The sequence below is a fragment of the Pseudomonas frederiksbergensis genome, from assembly GCF_003732275.1.
Lineage (GTDB): Bacteria > Pseudomonadota > Gammaproteobacteria > Pseudomonadales > Pseudomonadaceae > Aquipseudomonas > Aquipseudomonas frederiksbergensis_H.
In genome coordinates this window covers 165,791-187,703 of the sequence record NZ_MOBM01000002.1, presented here as the reverse complement: position 1 = coordinate 187,703, position 21,913 = coordinate 165,791, and the positions used below count along the sequence as shown (strand labels likewise).

At 57.9% G+C, this 21,913-nt stretch carries 18 protein-coding genes and 2 tRNA genes; 19 read left to right on the top strand and 1 reads right to left on the bottom strand.

Annotation, left to right across the window (positions count from 1 at the left end; all coding sequences use genetic code 11):
• Window positions 1-4: 4 nt before the first annotated feature.
• The 7 genes from dnaK (at window position 5) to BK662_RS01160 (ending at window position 9,800) form a co-directional block, all read left to right on the top strand.
• The gene (dnaK, locus tag BK662_RS01190; RefSeq protein ID WP_052965675.1) at window positions 5-1,921 is read left to right on the top strand and encodes a molecular chaperone DnaK; all 1,917 of its coding nucleotides are present in this window, start codon (window positions 5-7) and stop codon (window positions 1,919-1,921) included.
• Window positions 1,922-2,218: 297 nt separating this feature from the next.
• The gene (gene dnaJ / locus BK662_RS01185; RefSeq protein WP_123355997.1) at window positions 2,219-3,343 is read left to right on the top strand and encodes a molecular chaperone DnaJ; all 1,125 of its coding nucleotides are present in this window, start codon (window positions 2,219-2,221) and stop codon (window positions 3,341-3,343) included.
• Between the two features lie 9 nt (window positions 3,344-3,352).
• Window positions 3,353-4,159, top strand: coding sequence for a 4-hydroxy-tetrahydrodipicolinate reductase (gene dapB / locus BK662_RS01180; protein WP_123355995.1), 807 nt, complete (start codon window positions 3,353-3,355; stop codon window positions 4,157-4,159).
• 259 nt (window positions 4,160-4,418) lie between these two features.
• On the top strand, window positions 4,419-5,555 hold the full coding sequence (gene carA, locus BK662_RS01175) for a glutamine-hydrolyzing carbamoyl-phosphate synthase small subunit (RefSeq protein WP_123355992.1): 1,137 nt from the start codon (window positions 4,419-4,421) through the stop codon (window positions 5,553-5,555).
• A 117-nt stretch (window positions 5,556-5,672) separates the two neighbouring features.
• Window positions 5,673-8,894 carry a carbamoyl-phosphate synthase large subunit gene (gene carB, locus BK662_RS01170; protein WP_123355990.1) on the top strand — a complete coding sequence of 1,074 codons (3,222 nt, stop codon included), beginning with the start codon at window positions 5,673-5,675 and terminating at the stop codon, window positions 8,892-8,894.
• Window positions 8,891-9,367 carry a transcription elongation factor GreA gene (gene greA, locus BK662_RS01165; RefSeq protein ID WP_007942892.1) on the top strand — a complete coding sequence of 159 codons (477 nt, stop codon included), beginning with the start codon at window positions 8,891-8,893 and terminating at the stop codon, window positions 9,365-9,367. Before carB ends, greA begins: the two co-directional genes overlap by 4 nt.
• Before the next feature lie 28 nt (window positions 9,368-9,395).
• Window positions 9,396-9,800 (top strand): MFS transporter, encoded by a 405-nt coding sequence (locus tag BK662_RS01160; protein ID WP_123355989.1) that lies wholly within the window; start codon window positions 9,396-9,398, stop codon window positions 9,798-9,800.
• 9 nt (window positions 9,801-9,809) lie between these two features.
• Here the strand turns inward: BK662_RS01160 and BK662_RS01155 are convergent, their stop codons facing one another.
• Window positions 9,810-10,118, bottom strand: coding sequence for a YhbY family RNA-binding protein (locus BK662_RS01155; protein ID WP_007900503.1), 309 nt, complete (start codon window positions 10,116-10,118; stop codon window positions 9,810-9,812).
• A 105-nt stretch (window positions 10,119-10,223) separates the two neighbouring features.
• Here BK662_RS01155 and rlmE point away from each other — a divergent pair, with 105 nt between their 5' ends.
• The 12 genes from rlmE (at window position 10,224) to rbfA (ending at window position 21,911) form a co-directional block, all read left to right on the top strand.
• Window positions 10,224-10,856: a 23S rRNA (uridine(2552)-2'-O)-methyltransferase RlmE gene (rlmE, locus tag BK662_RS01150; RefSeq protein ID WP_003177853.1), complete on the top strand. Its 633-nt coding sequence runs from the start codon at window positions 10,224-10,226 to the stop codon at window positions 10,854-10,856.
• A 200-nt stretch (window positions 10,857-11,056) separates the two neighbouring features.
• A complete protein-coding gene (gene ftsH / locus BK662_RS01145; RefSeq protein ID WP_030128083.1) occupies window positions 11,057-12,967 on the top strand; it encodes an ATP-dependent zinc metalloprotease FtsH in 1,911 nt (636 codons plus the stop codon).
• Between the two features lie 8 nt (window positions 12,968-12,975).
• Window positions 12,976-13,827 (top strand): dihydropteroate synthase, encoded by an 852-nt coding sequence (folP, locus tag BK662_RS01140; protein ID WP_123355987.1) that lies wholly within the window; start codon window positions 12,976-12,978, stop codon window positions 13,825-13,827.
• A 16-nt stretch (window positions 13,828-13,843) separates the two neighbouring features.
• The gene (gene glmM, locus BK662_RS01135) at window positions 13,844-15,181 is read left to right on the top strand and encodes a phosphoglucosamine mutase (protein WP_123355985.1); all 1,338 of its coding nucleotides are present in this window, start codon (window positions 13,844-13,846) and stop codon (window positions 15,179-15,181) included.
• A 66-nt stretch (window positions 15,182-15,247) separates the two neighbouring features.
• Window positions 15,248-16,003, top strand: coding sequence for a triose-phosphate isomerase (gene tpiA / locus BK662_RS01130; protein WP_123355983.1), 756 nt, complete (start codon window positions 15,248-15,250; stop codon window positions 16,001-16,003).
• A 4-nt stretch (window positions 16,004-16,007) separates the two neighbouring features.
• A complete protein-coding gene (gene secG / locus BK662_RS01125) occupies window positions 16,008-16,391 on the top strand; it encodes a preprotein translocase subunit SecG (protein ID WP_017336473.1) in 384 nt (127 codons plus the stop codon).
• 21 nt (window positions 16,392-16,412) lie between these two features.
• Window positions 16,413-16,498: transfer RNA gene (locus BK662_RS01120), tRNA-Leu, on the top strand.
• A gap of 96 nt (window positions 16,499-16,594) precedes the next feature.
• Window positions 16,595-16,671 (top strand) — tRNA-Met (locus tag BK662_RS01115).
• A gap of 138 nt (window positions 16,672-16,809) precedes the next feature.
• The gene (rimP, locus tag BK662_RS01110) at window positions 16,810-17,268 is read left to right on the top strand and encodes a ribosome maturation factor RimP (protein ID WP_010463487.1); all 459 of its coding nucleotides are present in this window, start codon (window positions 16,810-16,812) and stop codon (window positions 17,266-17,268) included.
• 47 nt (window positions 17,269-17,315) lie between these two features.
• Entirely contained in the window at window positions 17,316-18,797 is a 1,482-nt protein-coding gene (gene nusA / locus BK662_RS01105) for a transcription termination factor NusA (protein ID WP_123355981.1), read from the top strand.
• 27 nt (window positions 18,798-18,824) lie between these two features.
• Window positions 18,825-21,350 carry a translation initiation factor IF-2 gene (infB, locus tag BK662_RS01100; protein ID WP_007900470.1) on the top strand — a complete coding sequence of 842 codons (2,526 nt, stop codon included), beginning with the start codon at window positions 18,825-18,827 and terminating at the stop codon, window positions 21,348-21,350.
• Between the two features lie 159 nt (window positions 21,351-21,509).
• The gene (rbfA, locus tag BK662_RS01095) at window positions 21,510-21,911 is read left to right on the top strand and encodes a 30S ribosome-binding factor RbfA (RefSeq protein WP_123355979.1); all 402 of its coding nucleotides are present in this window, start codon (window positions 21,510-21,512) and stop codon (window positions 21,909-21,911) included.
• The last annotated feature ends 2 nt before the right edge of the window (window positions 21,912-21,913 follow it).

Below are 21,913 nucleotides of genomic sequence, written 5' to 3'. Positions count from 1 at the left end.
GAACATGGGCAAAATTATCGGTATCGACCTGGGGACTACCAACTCCTGCGTCTCCGTGCTGGAAAACGGCAAGGCCAAAGTTATTGAAAACGCTGAAGGCGCGCGTACTACGCCGTCGATCATCGCTTACGCCAACGACGGTGAAATCCTGGTTGGCCAATCGGCCAAGCGTCAGGCAGTGACCAATCCGCATAACACCCTGTACGCGGTGAAGCGTCTGATCGGTCGTCGTTTTGACGAAGAAGTCGTACAGAAAGACATCCAGATGGTCCCTTACAAGATCGTCAAGGCTGACAACAACGACGCCTGGGTTGAAGTGAACGGCCAGAAAATGGCGCCGCCACAAATTTCGGCTGAAATTCTGAAGAAAATGAAGAAGACCGCCGAAGACTACCTCGGCGAGCCAGTGACCGAAGCGGTGATCACCGTTCCGGCCTACTTCAACGACAGCCAGCGTCAAGCCACCAAAGACGCCGGCCGCATCGCGGGTCTGGACGTTAAACGTATCATCAACGAACCAACCGCAGCCGCACTGGCCTACGGTATGGACAAGGCGAAAGGCGATCACACCGTGATCGTTTACGACTTGGGCGGCGGTACTTTCGACGTGTCCGTGATCGAAATCGCTGAAGTCGATGGCGAGCACCAGTTCGAAGTGTTGGCCACCAACGGTGACACTTTCCTGGGCGGTGAAGACTTTGACATTCGTCTGATCGACTACCTCGTTGACGAGTTCAAGAAAGAAAGCGGCATGAACCTCAAGGGTGACCCGCTGGCCATGCAGCGCCTGAAAGAAGCCGCTGAGAAAGCCAAGATCGAACTGTCCTCGAGCCAGTCGACCGACGTGAACCTGCCGTACATCACTGCAGACGCTACCGGTCCTAAGCACTTGAACGTGAAAATCTCCCGCGCCAAGCTCGAAGCGCTGGTTGAAGACCTGGTTCAGCGCACCATCGAACCTTGCCGCATCGCCATGAAAGACGCCGGTATCGACGTTGGTTCGATCAACGACGTGATCCTGGTCGGCGGTCAGACCCGTATGCCACTGGTTCAGAAGCTGGTGACCGATTTCTTCGGTAAAGAAGCACGTAAAGACGTTAACCCTGACGAAGCTGTTGCCATGGGTGCTGCTATCCAGGGTGCGGTATTGGCTGGTGACGTGAAAGACGTTCTGCTGCTCGACGTCAGCCCGCTGACCCTGGGTATCGAAACCATGGGCGGCGTAATGACCGCGCTGATCGAGAAAAACACCACGATTCCTACCAAGAAATCGCAAGTATTCTCGACCGCCGATGACAACCAGGGCGCAGTGACCATCCACGTACTGCAAGGTGAGCGTAAGCAAGCCGCACAGAACAAGTCCTTGGGCAAGTTCGACCTGGCCGAGATTCCACCAGCACCACGTGGCGTGCCACAAATCGAAGTGACCTTCGACATCGACGCCAACGGCATCCTGCACGTCGGCGCGAAAGACAAGGCCACCGGCAAGACTCAGTCGATCGTGATCAAGGCCAACTCCGGTCTGTCCGAGGAAGAAATTCAGCAGATGGTTCGCGATGCTGAAGTGAACGCTGAAGAAGACCGCAAGTTCGAAGAGCTGGCCAGTGCCCGTAACCAAGGCGATGCCCTGGTTCACTCGACGCGCAAAATGGTCGCTGATGCTGGCGATAAAGTGAGCGCTGAAGAGAAGACTGCAATCGAAGCAGCTGTAGTTGCCCTGGAAACCGCCATCAAAGGCGACGACAAGGCCGCTATCGAAGCCAAGGTTGAAGAGCTGTCCAAGGTCTCCGCGCCAGTGGCTCAGAAGATGTACGCCGACCAGGCTCAGCCAGCTGAAGGCGCGGCGCCGAAAGACGAATCGGCTGAAAAGGCTGACGACGTTGTCGATGCCGAGTTCGAAGAAGTCAAAGACCACAAGTAAGTTGTTGGTCGCCCGGTTGACTGCCTTCAGGCGGTGACTGGTAGGATGTCGCCGCGCGGGAGCTTGCTCCCGCGTTGGCGTGTCTGGAGTAAGCGAATTTTTACAGCATGCGACAACGCTCGAATGCTGGCGGTACGGTCGGGGATGCTCCTGCTTTCTGGCCCACAGATACCGCATCGAATCAAAGACCAGGATCGTTGAATTGACGTGAGTTGGGTCCGGGCCTGTATTGGGGCTCAACGAGTTTGGCGAGGCTCAGGAGAGGTTTGCCGAACGTCCTTAAGAGTGCAAAGACTTATGGCAAAGCGTGACTATTACGAAGTATTGGGTGTTGAGCGTGGTTCAAGCGAAGCGGACCTGAAAAAGGCCTACCGTCGCCTGGCGATGAAGCACCACCCGGACCGTAATCCCGATGACAAAGCGTCGGAAGATATGTTCAAGGAGGCCAACGAGGCCTACGAAGTGCTGTCCGATTCCAGCAAGCGCGCGGCCTATGATCAATACGGTCATGCCGGTGTCGACCCGAGCATGGGTGGCGGCGGTGCCGGGTTTGGCGGTCAGAACTTCTCCGACATCTTTGGCGATGTCTTCAGTGACTTCTTCGGTGGCGGTCGCGGCGGTTCCCGTGGCGGCGCTCAGCGCGGCAGCGATCTGCGTTACACCCTGGAGCTGAACCTGGAAGAAGCGGTGCGCGGTACGACCGTGAATATCCGCGTTCCGACGCTGGTCAACTGCAAACCGTGCGATGGCTCGGGTGCCAAGAAAGGCTCCTCGCCGATCACTTGCCCGACGTGCGGCGGTATCGGTCAGGTGCGCATGCAGCAGGGCTTCTTCTCGGTGCAGCAGACCTGCCCGCGCTGCCATGGCCAGGGCAAGATCATTTCCGATCCGTGCGATTCCTGCCACGGCGAAGGTCGTGTCGAAGAGTACAAGACCCTGTCTGTGAAAGTGCCGGCCGGTGTCGATACTGGCGACCGCATTCGTCTGTCTGGCGAAGGCGAGGCGGGTGCGCAGGGTGGCCCGACTGGCGACCTGTACGTGGTGATCAATGTGCGCGAGCACGCGATCTTCCAGCGTGACGGCAAGCACCTGTTCTGCGAAGTGCCAATCAGCTTCGTCGACGCAGCGCTGGGCGGCGAGCTGGAGATTCCGACCCTCGATGGTCGGGTCAAGCTGAAGATCCCTGAAGGGACTCAGACCGGTAAGCAGTTCCGTGTTCGTGGTAAAGGCGTCGCGCCGGTTCGTGGTGGCGGTGCTGGTGACCTGATGTGCCGCGTGGCAGTCGAAACCCCGGTCAACCTGGGTCGTCGTCAGCGCGAATTGCTGGAGGAGTTGCGCAGCTCCCTGGCGGGTGACAACAGTCATTCGCCGAAAACCACCGGTTGGTTCGAAGGCGTGAAGCGCTTCTTCGGCGATTTGTAAGGAGTCGGCATGCGACGTATAGCTGTGATGGGCGCTGCCGGGCGCATGGGCAAGATTCTGGTCGAGGCGGTGCAGCAACGCGCACCGCTTACCGGTCTGACGGCAGCCATCGTGCGCCCTGGCAGCACGCTGATTGGCGTGGATGCCGGTGAGCTGGCATCGCTGGGGCGAATCGGTGTGCCGCTGTCCGGTAAGCTGGATGCGGTGGCCGATGAGTTCGATGTGTTGATCGACTTCACTCTCCCGGAAGTCATGCTGAAAAACCTGGCGTTCTGCCGCAAGGCGGGCAAGGCCATGGTGATCGGCACGACGGGATTGGACGCCGCGCAGAAGCAGTTGCTGGTCGAGGCGAGCGAAGATATTGCGATTGTGTTCGCGGCCAATTTCAGTGTCGGTGTAAACCTGTCGCTGAAGCTGCTCGATATGGCGGCTCGTGTGCTGGGTGATGAGGCTGATATCGAAATCATCGAGGCCCATCATCGGCACAAGATCGATGCGCCTTCGGGCACGGCCCTGCGCATGGGCGAAGTGATCGCCAATGCGCTGGATCGTGATCTGCAGAAGGTCGCGGTCTATGGTCGTGAAGGTCACACCGGTGTGCGCGAGCGTGAAACGATCGGCTTCGCGACTGTTCGCGGTGGTGATGTGGTTGGTGATCATACGGTGCTATTCGCCTGTGAGGGCGAACGACTGGAAATCACTCACAAGGCATCAAGTCGCATGACCTTCGCCAAGGGCGCGGTACGTGCCGCTTTGTGGCTGGACGGTCGTGAGCCAGGCCTTTACGACATGCAAGACGTGCTCGACCTGCGGTAAGATGTGCCCGAAATCGGGTTCAAACATAGCGTTTGGGCCCGGTTTTAAACTGCCAAGCGACGTCCTGTCGCATTCTCCGGCCTTTAGGCCTCATTGGCGGTAGACCAAAAATGCCTTTTTCTGTAAGCTACAGCTTTAGTGTGTCCACTAAAAGCGCGCAGAATAATTCGGTGAAGAAGCGGGGTGACGTGTCCATACGTCACTCCGCTTTTTTACAACCTGCGATCGCCCTTTCAGGCTTTATTTACGGGAGGTCTTCTTGACTAAGCCAGCCATACTCGCCCTTGCTGATGGCAGCATTTTTCGCGGCGAAGCCATTGGAGCCGACGGTCAAACCGTTGGTGAGGTGGTGTTCAACACCGCAATGACCGGCTATCAGGAAATCCTTACCGATCCTTCCTACGCCCAACAGATCGTTACCCTGACTTACCCGCACATCGGCAATACCGGCACTACGCCGGAAGATGCCGAGTCCGACCGCGTCTGGTCCGCTGGCCTGGTCATCCGTGACCTGCCACTGGTTGCGAGCAACTGGCGCAACACGATGTCACTGTCCGATTACCTGAAAGCCAACAATGTGGTGGCAATCGCCGGTATCGACACCCGTCGCCTGACACGCATCCTGCGTGAGAAAGGCGCACAGAACGGCTGCATCATGGCCGGTGACAACATTTCCGAAGAAGCCGCCATCGCCGCCGCTCAGGGTTTCCCTGGCCTCAAAGGCATGGACCTGGCAAAAGTCGTCAGCACCAAAGAGAAGTACGAGTGGCGCTCGACTGTCTGGGATCTGAAAAGCGACAGCCACGCGACTCTGGAAGCCTCCGAGCTGCCATACCACGTGGTGGCCTACGACTACGGCGTCAAGCTGAACATCCTGCGCATGCTGGTCGAGCGCGGTTGCCGCGTGACCGTGGTGCCTGCACAGACTCCGGCCGCCGAAGCGCTGGCACTGAAACCGGACGGCGTGTTCCTGTCCAACGGCCCGGGCGACCCTGAGCCATGCGACTACGCGATCCAGGCAATCAAGGACGTGCTGGAAACCGAGATTCCGGTGTTCGGCATTTGCCTCGGTCACCAACTGCTGGCTCTGGCCTCCGGCGCCAAGACCCTGAAAATGGGTCACGGCCACCACGGTGCCAACCACCCGGTCCAGGATCTGGACAGCGGTGTGGTGATGATCACCAGCCAGAACCACGGTTTTGCGGTAGACGAAGCGACCCTGCCAGGCAACGTTCGGGCGATCCACAAATCGCTGTTCGACGGCACCCTGCAAGGCATCGAGCGTACCGACAAGAGCGCCTTCAGCTTCCAGGGTCACCCTGAAGCCAGCCCTGGCCCGAACGACGTAGCGCCACTGTTTGATCGCTTCATCAACGAAATGGCCAAGCGACGCTAATCGCTCGCCCTGATGTAGCGAAGCCTGAGGGCGGTCCCGAAACCGGTGGCCCCCTCAAGGCTTCAGAGATTGAACAAGACGGCTTGCCGACTGACCTGCGGATTTGAGTGACAACCCATGCCAAAACGTACAGACATTAAAAGCATCCTGATTCTCGGCGCTGGCCCGATCGTGATCGGCCAGGCCTGCGAATTCGACTACTCCGGCGCCCAGGCCTGTAAAGCCCTGCGCGAGGAGGGTTACCGCGTCATCCTGGTGAACTCCAACCCGGCGACCATCATGACCGACCCGGCCATGGCCGACGCCACCTACATCGAGCCGATCAAGTGGCAGACCGTTGCCAAGATCATCGAGAAAGAGCGTCCGGACGCGCTGCTGCCAACCATGGGTGGCCAGACCGCGCTGAACTGCGCCCTGGACCTGGAGCGCGAAGGCGTTCTGGAGAAGTTCGGCGTAGAAATGATCGGCGCCAACGCTGACACCATCGACAAGGCCGAAGACCGTTCGCGCTTCGACAAGGCGATGAAATCCATCGGCCTGGACTGCCCGCGTTCGGGTATCGCCCACAGCATGGAAGAAGCCAACGCCGTTCTCGAACGCCTGGGCTTCCCGTGCATCATCCGCCCGTCCTTCACCATGGGCGGCACCGGTGGCGGTATCGCATACAACCGTGAAGAGTTCGAAGAAATCTGCGCCCGCGGCCTGGACCTGTCGCCGACCAAAGAGCTGCTGATCGACGAATCGCTGATTGGCTGGAAAGAGTACGAGATGGAGGTTGTCCGCGATAAGAAGGACAACTGCATCATCGTCTGCTCCATCGAAAACTTCGACCCGATGGGTGTGCATACCGGTGACTCGATCACTGTTGCGCCAGCACAGACCCTGACCGACAAGGAATACCAGATCCTGCGTAACGCCTCCCTGGCGGTATTGCGCGAGATCGGCGTCGAGACTGGCGGTTCCAACGTCCAGTTCGGCATCTGCCCGGACACTGGCCGCATGGTCGTGATCGAGATGAACCCGCGGGTATCCCGTTCTTCGGCCCTGGCCTCGAAAGCCACCGGTTTCCCGATCGCCAAGGTCGCGGCAAAACTGGCCGTCGGTTACACCCTCGACGAGCTGTCGAACGACATCACCGGTGGCAAGACTCCGGCGTCCTTCGAGCCGTCCATCGACTACGTCGTCACCAAGCTGCCACGCTTCGCCTTCGAGAAGTTCCCGAAAGCCGACGCGCGCCTGACCACTCAAATGAAGTCGGTCGGTGAAGTCATGGCCATCGGCCGGACCTTCCAGGAATCCCTGCAGAAAGCCCTGCGCGGTCTGGAAGTGGGCGTTTGTGGCCTGGACGAGAAGCTCGACCTGAGCAACCCGGAAAGCATGAGCATCCTCAAGCGCGAACTGACCGTGCCGGGCGCCGAGCGTATCTGGTACGTCGCTGACGCGTTCCGCGCTGGCCTGTCGGTCGAAGACATTTTCGGCATGAACATGATCGACCCGTGGTTCCTGGTGCAGATCGAAGATCTGATCAAGGAAGAAGAGAAGGTCAAGACCCTGGGTCTGGCCAGCATCGACCACGACTTGATGTTCCGCCTCAAGCGCAAAGGTTTCTCCGACATGCGTCTGGCCAAGCTGCTGGGCGTGACCGAGAAGGCTCTGCGTCGCCACCGTCACAAGCTGGAAATCTTCCCGGTCTACAAGCGCGTTGATACCTGCGCGGCCGAATTCGCCACCGACACCGCTTACCTCTACTCGACGTACGAGGAAGAGTGCGAAGCCGCGCCGTCGGGCCGCGACAAAATCATGATCCTCGGCGGCGGTCCAAACCGTATCGGCCAGGGCATCGAGTTCGACTATTGCTGCGTACACGCGGCACTGGCCCTGCGCGAAGACGGTTACGAGACCATCATGGTCAACTGCAACCCGGAAACCGTTTCCACCGACTACGACACCTCCGATCGCCTGTACTTCGAACCAGTGACCCTGGAAGACGTGCTGGAAATCGTCCGCGTCGAGAAGCCGAAAGGCGTGATCGTCCAGTACGGCGGCCAAACCCCGCTGAAACTGGCTCGCGCCCTGGAAGAAGCCGGCGTGCCAATCATCGGCACCAGCCCTGACGCTATCGACCGTGCCGAAGACCGTGAGCGCTTCCAGCAAATGGTCGAGCGCCTGAATCTGCGTCAGCCGCCAAACGCCACCGTGCGCAGCGAAGACGAAGCGATTCGTGCCGCGGCCAAGATCGGTTATCCGCTGGTGGTTCGTCCGTCCTACGTACTGGGCGGCCGCGCGATGGAAATCGTCTACGAAGAAGAAGAACTCAAGCGCTACCTGCGTGATGCGGTGAAAGTGTCCAACGACAGCCCGGTGCTGCTCGATCACTTCCTCAATTGCGCCATCGAAATGGACGTGGATGCAGTCTGCGACGGCACCGACGTGGTGATCGGCGCGATCATGCAGCACATCGAGCAGGCCGGCGTTCACTCCGGTGACTCCGCGTGCTCCCTGCCGCCGTACTCGCTGCCTGCTCACATCCAGGACGAGATGCGCGAACAGGTCAAGAAAATGGCCCTGGAACTGGGCGTTGTCGGTCTGATGAACGTTCAGTTGGCGCTGCAAGGCGAAGACATCTACGTCATCGAAGTCAACCCGCGCGCTTCCCGTACCGTACCGTTCGTGTCCAAGTGCATCGGTGTTTCCCTGGCAATGATCGCGGCTCGCGTGATGGCCGGTAAAACCCTGAAGGAAATCGGCTTCACCAAAGAAATCATTCCGAACTTCTACAGCGTGAAAGAGGCGGTGTTCCCATTCGCCAAATTCCCTGGCGTGGACCCGATCCTGGGCCCAGAGATGAAGTCCACCGGTGAAGTGATGGGCGTGGGCGACACCTTTGGCGAAGCCTTTGCCAAAGCCCAGATGGGCGCCAGCGAAGTGCTGCCGACTGGCGGTACCGCGTTCATCAGTGTGCGTGACGATGACAAGCCACTGGTTGCAGGCGTGGCCCGTGATCTGATCAACTTGGGCTTTGAAGTGGTCGCCACTGCCGGTACTGCCAAGCTGATCGAAGCCGCAGGCCTGAAAGTGCGTCGTGTGAACAAGGTGACCGAGGGTCGTCCGCACGTGGTCGACATGATCAAGAATGACGAAGTCACCCTGATCATCAACACCACCGAAGGTCGCCAGTCGATCGCCGATTCCTACTCCATTCGTCGTAATGCCTTGCAGCACAAGATCTACTGCACCACTACCATTGCTGCTGGCGAAGCTATCTGCGAAGCGCTGAAGTTCGGTCCCGAGAAGACCGTGCGCCGCTTGCAGGATCTACACGCAGGATTGAAGGCATGATCAAATACCCAATGACCGTCCAGGGCGCGAAAGCCCTGGAAGAAGAACACGCTCACCTGACCAAGGTCGTCCGTCCGAAGCTTAGCCAGGACATCGGTACGGCCCGCGAGTTGGGTGACTTGAAGGAAAATGCCGAATACCACGCGGCTCGTGAGCAGCAGGGGATGGTCGAGGCGCGGATTCGTGACATCGAAGGCCGGATTCAGAATCAGGTCATCATCGATGTCACGACCATTCCTCACACCGGCAAAGTGATTTTCGGCACCACCGTTGAAATCGCCAACGTCGAGACTGATGAGCGCGTCACTTACCACATCGTGGGTGAGGATGAGGCTGACTTCAAGCTCGGCAAGATTTCGGTGGGTTCGCCACTGGCCCGCGCCTTGATTGCCAAGGAAGAGGGGGATGTGGTCGCCGTGAAAACGCCGGGTGGCGTTATCGAGTATGAGATTGTCGAAGTTCGCCACCTCTGAAAGAAGGCGCCCGCTACGTGCGGGCGCCATGCTTTGGCAACTGACCCAAATGTTGTGGGTTGGCGGCTTGTGGCTGTTGCACATCGGTCTGCTGCCGGTGCTGGGGCGAATAGGCCTGGCACCGCTGCTGATCGACGAAATTGCAGGCGTGCTGAATACGCTGATGGTGGGATTTGCCACGGCGTGTGTGATTTTTCAGGCTTTGGTGCTGGTTCAGGCCGAGGGCCTTGCCAGTCTATGGCGCGATATTCGTGGGCAACTGCTGATGATGGCGCTGTATGGGGGCGTGATGTATTTCGCGGTCCACGTCGGCTGGCCGCAGGCGGCGCATTGGCAGCTGTTCAGCTATCTTGTTCTGGGATTTTCCGGGCTGGTGCTGGTGATGCAACCGGTGCCGGGATGGAGTGTGAGGGTGCGCGAAGCACACCCTTGACCCTTGTCATCACTTGAAGCGATGGACGTTCGACAGCTGCTTGTTGACGCTGAAGTTCTTGCGGTAAATCAGTGCCATCTTGCCGATGACCTGAACCAGATCGGCTTTGCCGGCCTTGCAGAGTTCTGCAATGGCTGCCAGGCGCGATTCGCGATCGAGGATGTTGAGCTTGATTTTGATCAGCTCGTGATCCGCCAAAGCGCGTTCAAGTTCGGCTAACACACCTTCAGTCAAACCGTTGTCAGCCACAATCAAAACTGGTTTCAGATGGTGGCCAATGGATTTGTACTGTTTCTTCTGCTCTTGAGTGAGCGGCATAATCTGACCCCTGCGTCTGATCTTGTAAAAAGCGGCGGCCAGTTTACCCGAGCGAGTCCGGGACCGCCCAGTTAATCACGACCCGTTTTATTTTCGAGGTGGCCCGTGGCCCGTTCCAAGACAAGTCTTAAATGGCTGCAAGAGCATTTCAACGACCCATTCGTGAAAATGGCGCAAAAAGACGGGTATCGCTCCCGTGCCAGCTACAAGCTGCTGGAGATTCAGGAAAGGGATCGTTTGATCCGTCCGGGCATGAGCGTGATCGACCTGGGCGCCGCCCCGGGTGGCTGGTCCCAGGTGACCAGTCGTCTGATTGGTGGGCAAGGCACACTGATTGCTTCCGACATCCTGGAAATGGACAGCATCCCGGATGTGACCTTCATTCAGGGCGACTTTACCGAGGACGCCGTACTGGCGCAGATCCTTGAAGCGGTCGGAAAAAACGAGGTGGACCTTGTGATTTCCGATATGGCCCCCAATATGAGTGGATTGGCGTCTGTTGATATGCCGCGATCGATGTTCCTGTGCGAGTTGGCGCTGGATCTTGCGACTCGGGTGTTGAAGCCAGGTGGTGATTTTTTGATCAAGGTCTTCCAGGGTGAAGGCTTCGACGAATACCACAAAAGCGTTCGCAAGCAGTTCGAGAAGGTCACGACGCGCAAGCCGAAATCGTCGCGCGATCGCTCCCGTGAGCAGTACCTGCTGGGCCGTGGTTTCCGTGGTCGCAGTGAGGAATAAAAGGTTTTTCGACCGGGGCGATAGGTTTTTCGTATTTCGTCCCGTGAGCATTAGCGAATATTGTGTAGAAAGTGTTTCACAAAGGGTTACAGACGGCGCCTGCCAGAGCCGTAGGTAATGTAGTAAGTTAGGCCGGTGAATATCATGCGAAGCACGCGCCATTAGCGGAGCTTGCTTCAGAGGGTAGTTAATTGAACGATATGGCAAAGAATCTGATCCTGTGGTTGATCATCGCGGCTGTCCTGGTGACAGTGATGAACAACTTCTCCAGCCCTAACGAGCCGCAGACCCTCAACTATTCCGACTTCATCCAGCAGGTCAAGGATGGCAAGGTCGAGCGCGTAGCGGTTGATGGCTACGTGATTACCGGCAAGCGCAACGATGGCGACAGCTTCAAGACCATTCGTCCGGCAATCCAGGACAATGGCCTGATCGGCGACCTCGTGGATAACCACGTGGTAGTCGAAGGCAAGCAGCCTGAGCAGCAAAGCATCTGGACTCAACTCCTGGTCGCAAGCTTCCCGATCCTCGTAATCATCGCTGTCTTCATGTTCTTCATGCGGCAGATGCAGGGCGGTGCCGGTGGCAAGGGCGGGCCGATGAGCTTCGGCAAGAGCAAGGCGCGCCTGCTCTCCGAAGATCAGGTAAAAACCACGTTGGCTGACGTTGCCGGTTGCGACGAAGCCAAGGAAGAAGTTGGCGAGCTGGTCGAATTCCTGCGTGATCCGGGCAAGTTCCAGCGTTTGGGCGGTCGCATTCCTCGTGGTGTGCTGATGGTCGGTCCTCCTGGTACTGGTAAAACCTTGATCGCCAAGGCGATTGCCGGCGAAGCCAAAGTGCCGTTCTTCACCATTTCCGGTTCCGATTTCGTCGAAATGTTCGTCGGTGTCGGTGCCAGTCGTGTTCGTGACATGTTCGAGCAGGCTAAGAAACACGCGCCATGCATCATCTTCATCGATGAAATCGACGCCGTCGGTCGCCACCGTGGTGCCGGCATGGGCGGCGGTCACGACGAGCGCGAACAGACACTCAACCAGTTGCTGGTAGAGATGGATGGCTTCGAAATGAATGACGGCATCATCGTCATTGCAGCGACCAACCGTCCCGACGTACTGGACCCTGCATTGCTGCGTCCGGGCCGTTTCGACCGTCAGGTCGTGGTCGGTCTGCCGGATATCCGTGGTCGCGAGCAGATTCTCAAAGTCCATATGCGCAAAGTGCCAATGGGTGACGACGTCGCTCCGGCCGTGATCGCGCGTGGTACTCCCGGTTTCTCCGGTGCCGACCTGGCCAACCTGGTAAACGAGGCGTCGTTGTTCGCAGCCCGTGCCGGCAAGCGCATCGTCGAGATGAAAGAGTTCGAACTGGCCAAAGACAAGATCATGATGGGTGCCGAACGCAAATCCATGGTCATGTCCGAGAAAGAGAAGCAGAACACTGCTTATCACGAAGCTGGCCACGCTATCGTCGGTCGCGTCGTACCTGAGCATGACCCGGTCTACAAAGTGTCGATCATTCCGCGCGGTCGTGCGCTCGGTGTGACCATGTTCCTGCCGGAAGAAGATCGCTACAGCTTGTCCAAGCGTGCGCTGATCAGTCAAATCTGCTCGCTGTATGGCGGTCGTATCGCTGAAGAAATGACCCTGGGCTTCGACGGTGTCACCACCGGAGCATCCAACGACATCATGCGTGCCAGCCAGATCGCACGGAACATGGTGACCAAGTGGGGCTTGTCGGAAAAACTCGGTCCGTTGATGTACGCCGAAGAAGAGGGCGAAGTGTTCCTCGGTCGTGGCGGCGGTGGTCAACATGCCAGCTTCTCCGGCGAGACAGCCAAGCTGATCGATTCCGAAGTGCGCAGCATCATTGATCAATGCTACGGCACCGCCAAGCAGATCCTCACGGATAACCGTGACAAGCTTGACGCCATGGCGGATGCCTTGATGAAGTACGAAACGATCGATGCTGATCAGATCGATGACATCATGGCGGGTCGTGCGCCACGCGAGCCTCGCGATTGGTCTGGCGGTAGTGATACTTCCGGCACGCCTCCGGCGGTGCAGGATGGGCGTCCGGAAACACCAATCGGTGGCCCGGCTGCTGACGTATAAGGTTTGAAATGACTTCTGTTCAGTCCTCGACCCGGTTGCCTTGCGGTAACCGGGTTCTTGATTTGGCCCAGACGCATGTCATGGGCATTCTCAATGTCACTCCCGACTCCTTTTCCGATGGCGGCCAATACAGCCAGCTGGATGCGGCGCTGCGCCACGCCGAGGCGATGGTGGCGGCTGGCGCGACGCTGATCGACGTTGGTGGCGAATCGACCCGGCCCGGTGCCAGGGCGGTTTCACCGCTTGAAGAGCTTGAGCGTGTAGCGCCTATCGTTGAGCGCATCAGTCGTGAACTCGATGTGATCATCTCGGTCGATACCTCTACACCGGCGGTCATGCGTGAAACCGCAAGGCTCGGGGCGGGTTTGATCAATGATGTGCGTTCGTTGCGCCGGGACGGAGCCCTGGATGCAGCAGCGGCCACCGGTTTGCCGGTGTGTCTGATGCATATGCTCGGTGAGCCGGGCGACATGCAGGACAATCCGCAGTACCAGGATGTGACAAAAGAGGTCAGCGAGTTTCTCGCCGAGCGGATGCTCCAGTGTGCGTCGGTAGGCATCCCTGCCGAGCGGATCATCCTCGATCCGGGCTTCGGCTTCGCGAAAACCTTGCAGCACAACTTGAGCTTGTTTAAGCATATGGAGGCCTTGCATGCCTTGGGGCGGCCCCTGTTGGTCGGGGTTTCGCGAAAGAGCATGATCGGGCATGCCTTGAATCGGCCGGTGGGAGAGCGCCTGCATGGCGGTTTAGCGCTCGCGGCACTGGCTTCAATCAAGGGGGCGCGTATATTGCGCGTCCATGATGTGGCTGAAACGGTCGACGTAGTGCGAATGATTGCCGCAGTAGAATCAGCCGAATAAGAATGATGGAGTACTTATGAGTAAAAAATACTTTGGCACCGACGGTATTCGTGGTCGGGTCGGTGAATACCCGATTACTCCTGATTTCATGCTCAAGCTTGGCTGGGCGGCAGGCATGGCATTTCGCAGCATGGGTGCCTGCAAGGTGCTCGTGGGCAAGGACACCCGGATTTCCGGTTACATGTTCGAGTCGGCGCTTGAGGCCGGGCTGACCTCGGCAGGTGCTGATGTGATGCTCCTGGGGCCGATGCCGACGCCGGCCATCGCCTATCTGACACGTACCTTTCATGCCGAAGCTGGCATCGTGATCAGCGCTTCGCACAACCCTCATGACGACAACGGCATCAAGTTTTTCTCCGGGAAGGGCACCAAGCTTCCGGATGAAGTCGAGCTGATGATCGAAGAGCTGCTCGACACCCCGATGACCGTGGTTGAGTCGAGCAAGATCGGCAAAGTATCGCGAATCAACGATGCCTCGGGCCGTTATATCGAATTCTGCAAGAGCAGCGTTCCGACCGGTACCAGTTTCGCTGGGCTGAAGATCGTGATCGACTGTGCCCATGGTGCGACCTATAAAGTGGCGCCTAGTGTGTTCCGTGAGCTGGGAGCCGATGTCGTTGTGCTTTCTGCTCATCCTAATGGCCTGAACATCAATGAGAATTGCGGTTCGACCCATATGGAGCCGCTGCAAGCTGCCGTATTGGCCGAGCACGCCGATTTGGGTATTGCCTTTGACGGTGATGGTGACCGGGTCCAGATGGTCGATCACACCGGCACTGTCGTCGACGGCGACGAGTTGTTGTTTATCATTGCTCGCGATCTGCAAGAGCGCGGCAAGTTGCAGGGCGGTGTCGTCGGTACGCTGATGAGTAACCTGGGGTTGGAATTGGCCCTGGCGGATCTGGCGATTCCTTTTGTGCGCGCCAACGTTGGCGACCGTTACGTGATCTCCGAGTTGCTGGAGCGCGATTGGCAGGTGGGTGGGGAAAACTCGGGGCACATTGTCTGCTTCAGTCACACCACCACGGGTGACGCGATCATTGCTGCGTTGCAGGTGTTGATGGCCCTGAAGCGGCGCGCAGAAGGCCTGGCTCAGTCCCGTCAGGCGCTGCGCAAGTGTCCTCAGGTGCTGATCAATGTCCGGTTTGGCGGTGGTGCGAATCCGATCGAACATCCGACTGTCAAGGAAGCCAGTGACCGTGTTACTCAGGCGATGGCCGGTCGTGGGCGCGTGCTATTACGCAAGTCCGGGACAGAGCCGCTGGTGCGAGTCATGGTCGAGGGCGAGGACGAAATACAGGTTCGCGGTTATGCCGAAGAGCTGGCAAAACTGGTAACTGAAGTTTCTGCCTGATTTCGGCTTGCCAGCCATGATTGTGTTGGGTAACATCTGCGCCCACTTTGACCGACGAGGTACAGCATGCGTCGCCCTATGGTAGCTGGTAACTGGAAGATGCACGGTACCCGCGCCAGCGTCGCTGAGCTGATCAATGGCCTTAGTCATCTGGCCTTGCCTAGCGGTGTTGATGTCGCGGTATTCCCGTCTTGCTTGCATATCAATCAAGTGATTGATGGCTTGAAAGGCAAGTCGATTTCGGTCGGCGCGCAGAATTCTGCAGTGGAATCCATGCAAGGTGCATTGACCGGTGAAGTTGCGCCGAGTCAGTTGGTGGATGCAGGTTGTTCCTTGGTGCTTGTCGGGCACTCCGAACGCCGCCAGATAATGGGCGAGCAGGATGGAATGCTGATTCGCAAGTTCGCAGCGGCGCAGGCATGTGGCTTGATTCCGGTGTTGTGCGTAGGGGAGACCCTCGAAGAGCGCGAAGCTGGAAAAACTCTTGAGGTTGTCGGGCGTCAGCTTGGCAGTATCATTGAGGAGCTGGGTGTAGGTGTCTTTGCAAAGGCAGTAATTGCTTACGAGCCGGTCTGGGCCATTGGCACCGGGCTGACTGCTTCGCCGCAACAGGCGCAGGATGTGCATGCAGCCATTCGCGCTCAGTTGGCGGCAGAGAATTCTGAAGTCGCGCAAGGTGTGCGGCTTCTATACGGCGGCAGCGTGAAGGCGGCCAATGCGGTCGAACTGTTCGGCATGCCGGATATCGATGGGGGGCTCATTGGTGGAGCTTCCCTGAATGCAGATGAGTTCGGTGCGATTTGTCGCGCCGCGGGAAACTGAAAAAATGCTGGAAACAGTCGTAGTCGTTTTTCATCTGCTGGGTGCATTGGGCGTAGTTGCTCTGGTTTTGCTGCAGCAGGGTAAAGGTGCGGATGCTGGCGCGTCTTTCGGAGCAGGTGCTTCAAATACTGTGTTCGGAAGCCAAGGTTCCTCTACCTTTCTTAGTAAGTTTACTGCTATACTTGCCGCCGGTTTCTTCATAACCAGCTTGGGGTTAGGTTACTTTGCTAAAGAGAAGGCTCATCAGCTGACTCAAGTAGGTTTGCCAAACCCGGCAGTGTTGGAAGTTCCAAAGCAACAACCGGCTTCTGATGATGTCCCGGTGCTTCAAGAGCAAAAGTCGGCTACTCCAGCGACTGACGTGCCTCCAGCTCAAGAGCAGAAGTAAGAAGGTTTCAAACGTAGTATTGCCGAGGTGGTGGAATTGGTAGACACGCAACCTTGAGGTGGTTGTGCCCATAGGGTGTAGGGGTTCGAGTCCCCTTCTCGGTACCAATTATCAGGAGAGCCCGCTGTTGCGGGCTTTCTTGTAGGTGGAAGGTTACATTGACCCTGTCAGGGATCGGTCGTATACTTCCGCCCCAGCTTTGTCGCGGGGTGGAGCAGTCTGGTAGCTCGTCGGGCTCATAACCCGAAGGTCGTCGGTTCAAATCCGGCCCCCGCAACCAGTTTAAGGAGCCCCTTTTAAGGGGCTTTTTGTTAGCTGGACACTTTCAACGCCGCTGTTCAACGGCGTTTCAAGGATGGGCGTTTCGCCCATTTTTTTATTTTGCACAGCATGCACATACATGCACGAGGGGGTTCAGGTGTCGAGCAAGCTAGAAGAGTTGCAGGCCTTGCTGGCCCCGGTGGTCGTGGCCCTAGGCTATGAATGCTGGGGTATTGAGTTTTCGGCTCAAGGTCGCCACTCAATGTTGCGCGTTTATATCGATAAAGAGGGCGGCGTGCTGGTGGACGATTGTGCCATCGTCAGCCGTCAGATCAGTGGTGTACTGGATGTTGAAGATCCTATCGCCGTTGAATACACCCTTGAAGTTTCCTCGCCTGGCATGGAACGCCCACTGTTCACTATTGAGCAGTTTGCAAAATTTGCCGGTGAACAAGTGAAGATCAAGCTGCGCTCGCCTTTTGAAGGTCGGCGCAACTTTCAGGGCCTTCTGCGCGGTGTAGAAGAGCAGGACGTCGTGGTGCAGGTTGAAGACCATGAGTTCCTGTTGCCGATCGATATGATCGACAAGGCCAACATTATTCCCAGTTTTGACTGAGACGCGGATCCCGCGGATCCAATGGCTTGCGAAAGGCGAGGCGTACGATGAGCAAAGAAGTACTGCTGGTTGTTGAGTCGGTATCCAATGAAAAGGGCGTACCGGCAAACGTAATTTTTGAAGCGCTGGAGCTGGCTCTGGCCACTGCTACCAAAAAGCGTTTCGAGGACGAAGTCGATCTGCGTGTGGAAATCAATCGCCACACCGGTGCTTACGAGACCTTCCGTCGCTGGACGGTCGTCGAAGAAGCAGACCTGGACGATCCGGCCATCGAAACCTGGCCGAGCAAGGTTGCAGAAACGCATCCTGGTGCCAAGGTCGGCGATGTTGTCGAAGAAAAGATCGAATCCATCGAGTTCGGCCGCATTGCTGCACAGACTGCCAAGCAAGTCATCGTGCAGAAAGTTCGCGAAGCCGAGCGTGCTCAAGTCGTTGACGCCTATCGCGAGCGCCTGGGAGAAATCATCTCCGGCACCGTGAAGAAAGTCACCCGTGACAGCGTGATCGTCGACCTGGGCAATAACGCTGAAGCGTTGCTGGCCCGTGAAGACATCATTTCTCGCGAAACCTTCCGGGTTGGCGTGCGTCTGCGTGCGCTGCTCAAGGAAATCCGCACCGAGAACCGCGGCCCTCAGCTGATCCTGTCGCGTACCGCGCCGGAAATGCTGATCGAGTTGTTCCGCATCGAAGTGCCGGAAATCGCTGAAGGCCTGATCGAAGTAATGGCTGCGTCCCGCGACCCGGGTTCGCGCGCCAAGATCGCGGTCCGCTCCAAGGACAAACGTATTGATCCGCAAGGCGCTTGCATCGGTATGCGCGGTTCGCGCGTCCAGGCAGTGTCGGGCGAATTGGGCGGTGAGCGTGTGGACATCGTCCTGTGGGACGATAATCCTGCGCAGTTCGTGATCAATGCAATGTCGCCGGCTGAAGTGGCGGCAATTATCGTTGACGAAGATGCCCATGCAATGGACATCGCCGTTGGCGCAGACAATCTTGCTCAGGCCATCGGTCGCGGTGGTCAGAACGTGCGTCTGGCTAGCCAGTTGACTGGCTGGACCCTGAACGTGATGACCGAATCGGACATCCAGGCTAAGCAGCAAGCAGAAACCGGCGACATCCTGCGCAACTTCATCGACGAGCTGGAAGTCGACGAAGACCTGGCACAGGTGCTGGTAGATGAAGGCTTTACCAGCCTGGAAGAGATTGCCTACGTACCGTTGGAAGAAATGCTCAACATCGACGGCTTTGACGAAGAAACCGTCAACGAGCTTCGCGCTCGCGCCAAGGATCGTTTGTTGACTAAAGCCATCGCTACTGAGGAAAAGCTGGCAGACGCCCATCCGGCCGAAGACCTGCTCTCACTTGAGGGTATGGACAAGGATTTGGCGATGGAACTGGCGGTGCGCGGCGTAATTACCCGCGAAGACCTGGCCGAGCAGTCTATTGACGACCTGCTCGACATCGACGGCATTGACGATGATCGTGCCGGCAAGTTGATCATGGCCGCCCGAGCCCATTGGTTCGAGTAATTAGGCGCGGCCTGAGGAGAGAAGTGCATGACGCAAGTCACGGTGAAACAACTGGCCGATGAGGTCAAAACACCGGTAGAGCGCCTGTTGCAGCAGATGCGTGAGGCAGGTCTGCCGCACACCGCCGCCGATGAAGGTGTGAGCGATAGTGAGAAGCAGTCTTTGCTGACTCACTTGAAGAGCAGCCACAAGGCGAAAGTGGAAGAACCGCGCAAGATTACATTGCAGCGCAAAACCACCAGCACCCTGCGTGTTGCTGGTAGCAAGAGCATCAGCGTTGAAGTACGCAAGAAGAAAGTCTTCGTACAACGCAGCCCGGAAGAAATCGAAGCCGAGCGCAAACGCGAACTGGAAGAACGCCGCGCAGTAGAAAATGCTGCACGTCAGAAGGCTGAAGAAGAAGCCAAGCGTCGCGCCGAAGAAGAAGCGCGTCGCCAGCCTGCTGCTGCGCAAACCGCTACTAACGACGCCGTTGCAGCGCCTGCTGCAGTTGCCGAACCAGTGCGTGAAAGCGCGCCGGTTGTTGCAGCTGCACCAGCACCTGCGGCCGACACTCGCAAACGCGACGAGCAGCGTCGTCCGGACAAACCACGTGCCGACGATAGCAATCGTCGTGGCAGTGGCGATGGCGAGCGCAAAAACGCTCCGCATCGTGCTTCGGTCAAGGAAAAAGCGCCTGCTCCACGTGTTGCGCCACGTACTACCGACGAAGAAAGCGATGGCTTCCGTCGTGGTGGTCGCGGCAAGGCCAAGCTGAAGAAACGCAACGCCCACGGTTTCCAGAGCCCAACCGGCCCTGTTGTGCGCGAAGTGAAGATCGGCGAGACCATCACTGTTGGCGATCTCGCCCAGCAGATGTCGGTCAAGGCTGCTGAAATCATCAAGTTCATGTTCAAACTGGGTACTCCAGCGACCATCAACCAGGTACTGGATCAGGAAACTGCCCAACTGGTTGCCGAAGAGCTGGGCCACAAAGTGACCCTGGTCAGCGACACCGCCCTGGAAGATTCCCTGGCCGAGTCCCTGAAGTTTGAAGGTGAAGCGTTCTCCCGTGCACCGGTTGTGACCGTAATGGGCCACGTTGACCACGGTAAGACCTCGCTGCTCGACTACATCCGTCGTGCCAAGGTAGCTGCTGGCGAAGCCGGCGGTATCACCCAGCACATCGGTGCGTACCACGTTGAAACCGAACGCGGCATGGTCACCTTCCTCGACACCCCTGGTCACGCCGCGTTTACCGCCATGCGTGCCCGTGGTGCCAAGGCGACCGACATCGTGATCCTGGTGGTTGCAGCGGACGACGGCGTAATGCCGCAGACCGTTGAAGCCGTTCAGCACGCCAAGGCTGCTGGTGTTCCGCTGGTTGTTGCAGTGAACAAAATCGACAAACCGGGCGCCGATCTCGATCGCATCCGTAGCGAACTGTCGGTTCACGGCGTGACCTCGGAAGAGTGGGGCGGCGACACCCCGTTCGTATCGGTTTCGGCGAAAGTCGGTACTGGCGTGGACGAGTTGCTCGAAGCTGTTCTGCTGCAAGCTGAAGTTCTCGAACTGAAAGCGACCCCTTCGGCTCCTGGCCGTGGCGTTGTGGTTGAATCGCGTCTCGACAAAGGTCGTGGCCCGGTTGCAACCGTTCTGGTTCAAGACGGTACCCTGCGCCAAGGCGACATGGTGCTGGTCGGTTCGAACTATGGCCGCGTTCGCGCCATGCTCGACGAGAACGGCAAGCCAATCAAGGAAGCCGGTCCTTCCATCCCTGTCGAGATTCTCGGCCTGGACGGTACCCCGGACGCTGGCGACGAGATGAGCGTTGTTGCCGACGAGAAGAAAGCCCGTGAAGTGGCTCTGTTCCGTCAAGGCAAGTTCCGCGAAGTCAAACTGGCCCGTGCTCACGCCGGCAAGCTTGAAAACATCTTCGAGAACATGGGTCAGGAAGAGAAGAAGACGCTCAACATCGTCCTCAAATCCGACGTCCGTGGTTCGCTGGAAGCGTTGAACGGTGCCTTGAATGGCCTGGGTAACGACGAAGTGCAAGTGCGTGTGGTCGGTGGCGGTGTCGGTGGTATCACCGAATCCGATGCCAACCTGGCACTGGCCTCCAACGCTGTACTGTTCGGCTTCAACGTGCGTGCCGATGCTGGCGCTCGCAAGATCGTCGAGCAGGAAGGTCTGGATATGCGTTACTACAACGTGATCTACGACATCATCGAAGACGTCAAGAAAGCCCTCACCGGTATGCTGGGCAGCGATGTTCGCGAGAACATCCTGGGTACCGCTGAAGTGCGTGACGTGTTCCGTTCGCCGAAGTTTGGCGCGATCGCCGGTTGCATGGTTATCGAAGGTGTTGTTCACCGTAACCGTCCAATCCGTGTACTGCGTGAAGACATCGTTATCTTCGAAGGCGAGCTGGAATCCCTGCGCCGCTTCAAGGATGACGCTTCCGAAGTACGTGCCGGCATGGAATGCGGTATCGGCGTGAAGAGCTACAACGACGTCAAAGTCGGCGACAAGATCGAAGTCTTCGAGAAGGTGCAGGTTGCTCGCAGCCTCTAACTCGCGCACTTCAAGGGCCACGATGAGCCGCCGCATGCAGATGCGCGGCGCAACGTCCGGACTCTAAACGCAACGCCCGGTCTGGCTTTTGTCAGGCCGGGCGTTTGCCGCTTTCAGACCCCTCGGGTTTCACCGTGGGGCAGTAACAGGTAACAAGACATGGCAAAAGAATACAGCCGTACCCAACGTATCGGCGATCAGATGCAGCGTGAGCTGGCACAGCTGATCCGTCGTGAAGTCAAAGACCCGCGCGTCGGCCTGGTCACCATTACCGCTGTTGAAGTCAGCCGTGACGTCGGTCACGCCAAGATCTTCATCACCGTGATGGGCCAGGACAGCGCTGAAGACATCGCGCAAAGCATCAAGGTGCTCAACGCAGCCGCAGGTTTCCTGCGTATGCAGTTGGCTCGCGAAATGAAGTTGCGCAGCGTTCCGCAGTTGCACTTCCATTACGACGAAAGCGTCGTGCGTGGTGCGCACCTGTCGGCCCTGATCGAGCGTGCGGTGGCTGAAGACAATCAGCACCCGGTAGCGGCTGAACCCGAAGACGCCAAGGAGTAATC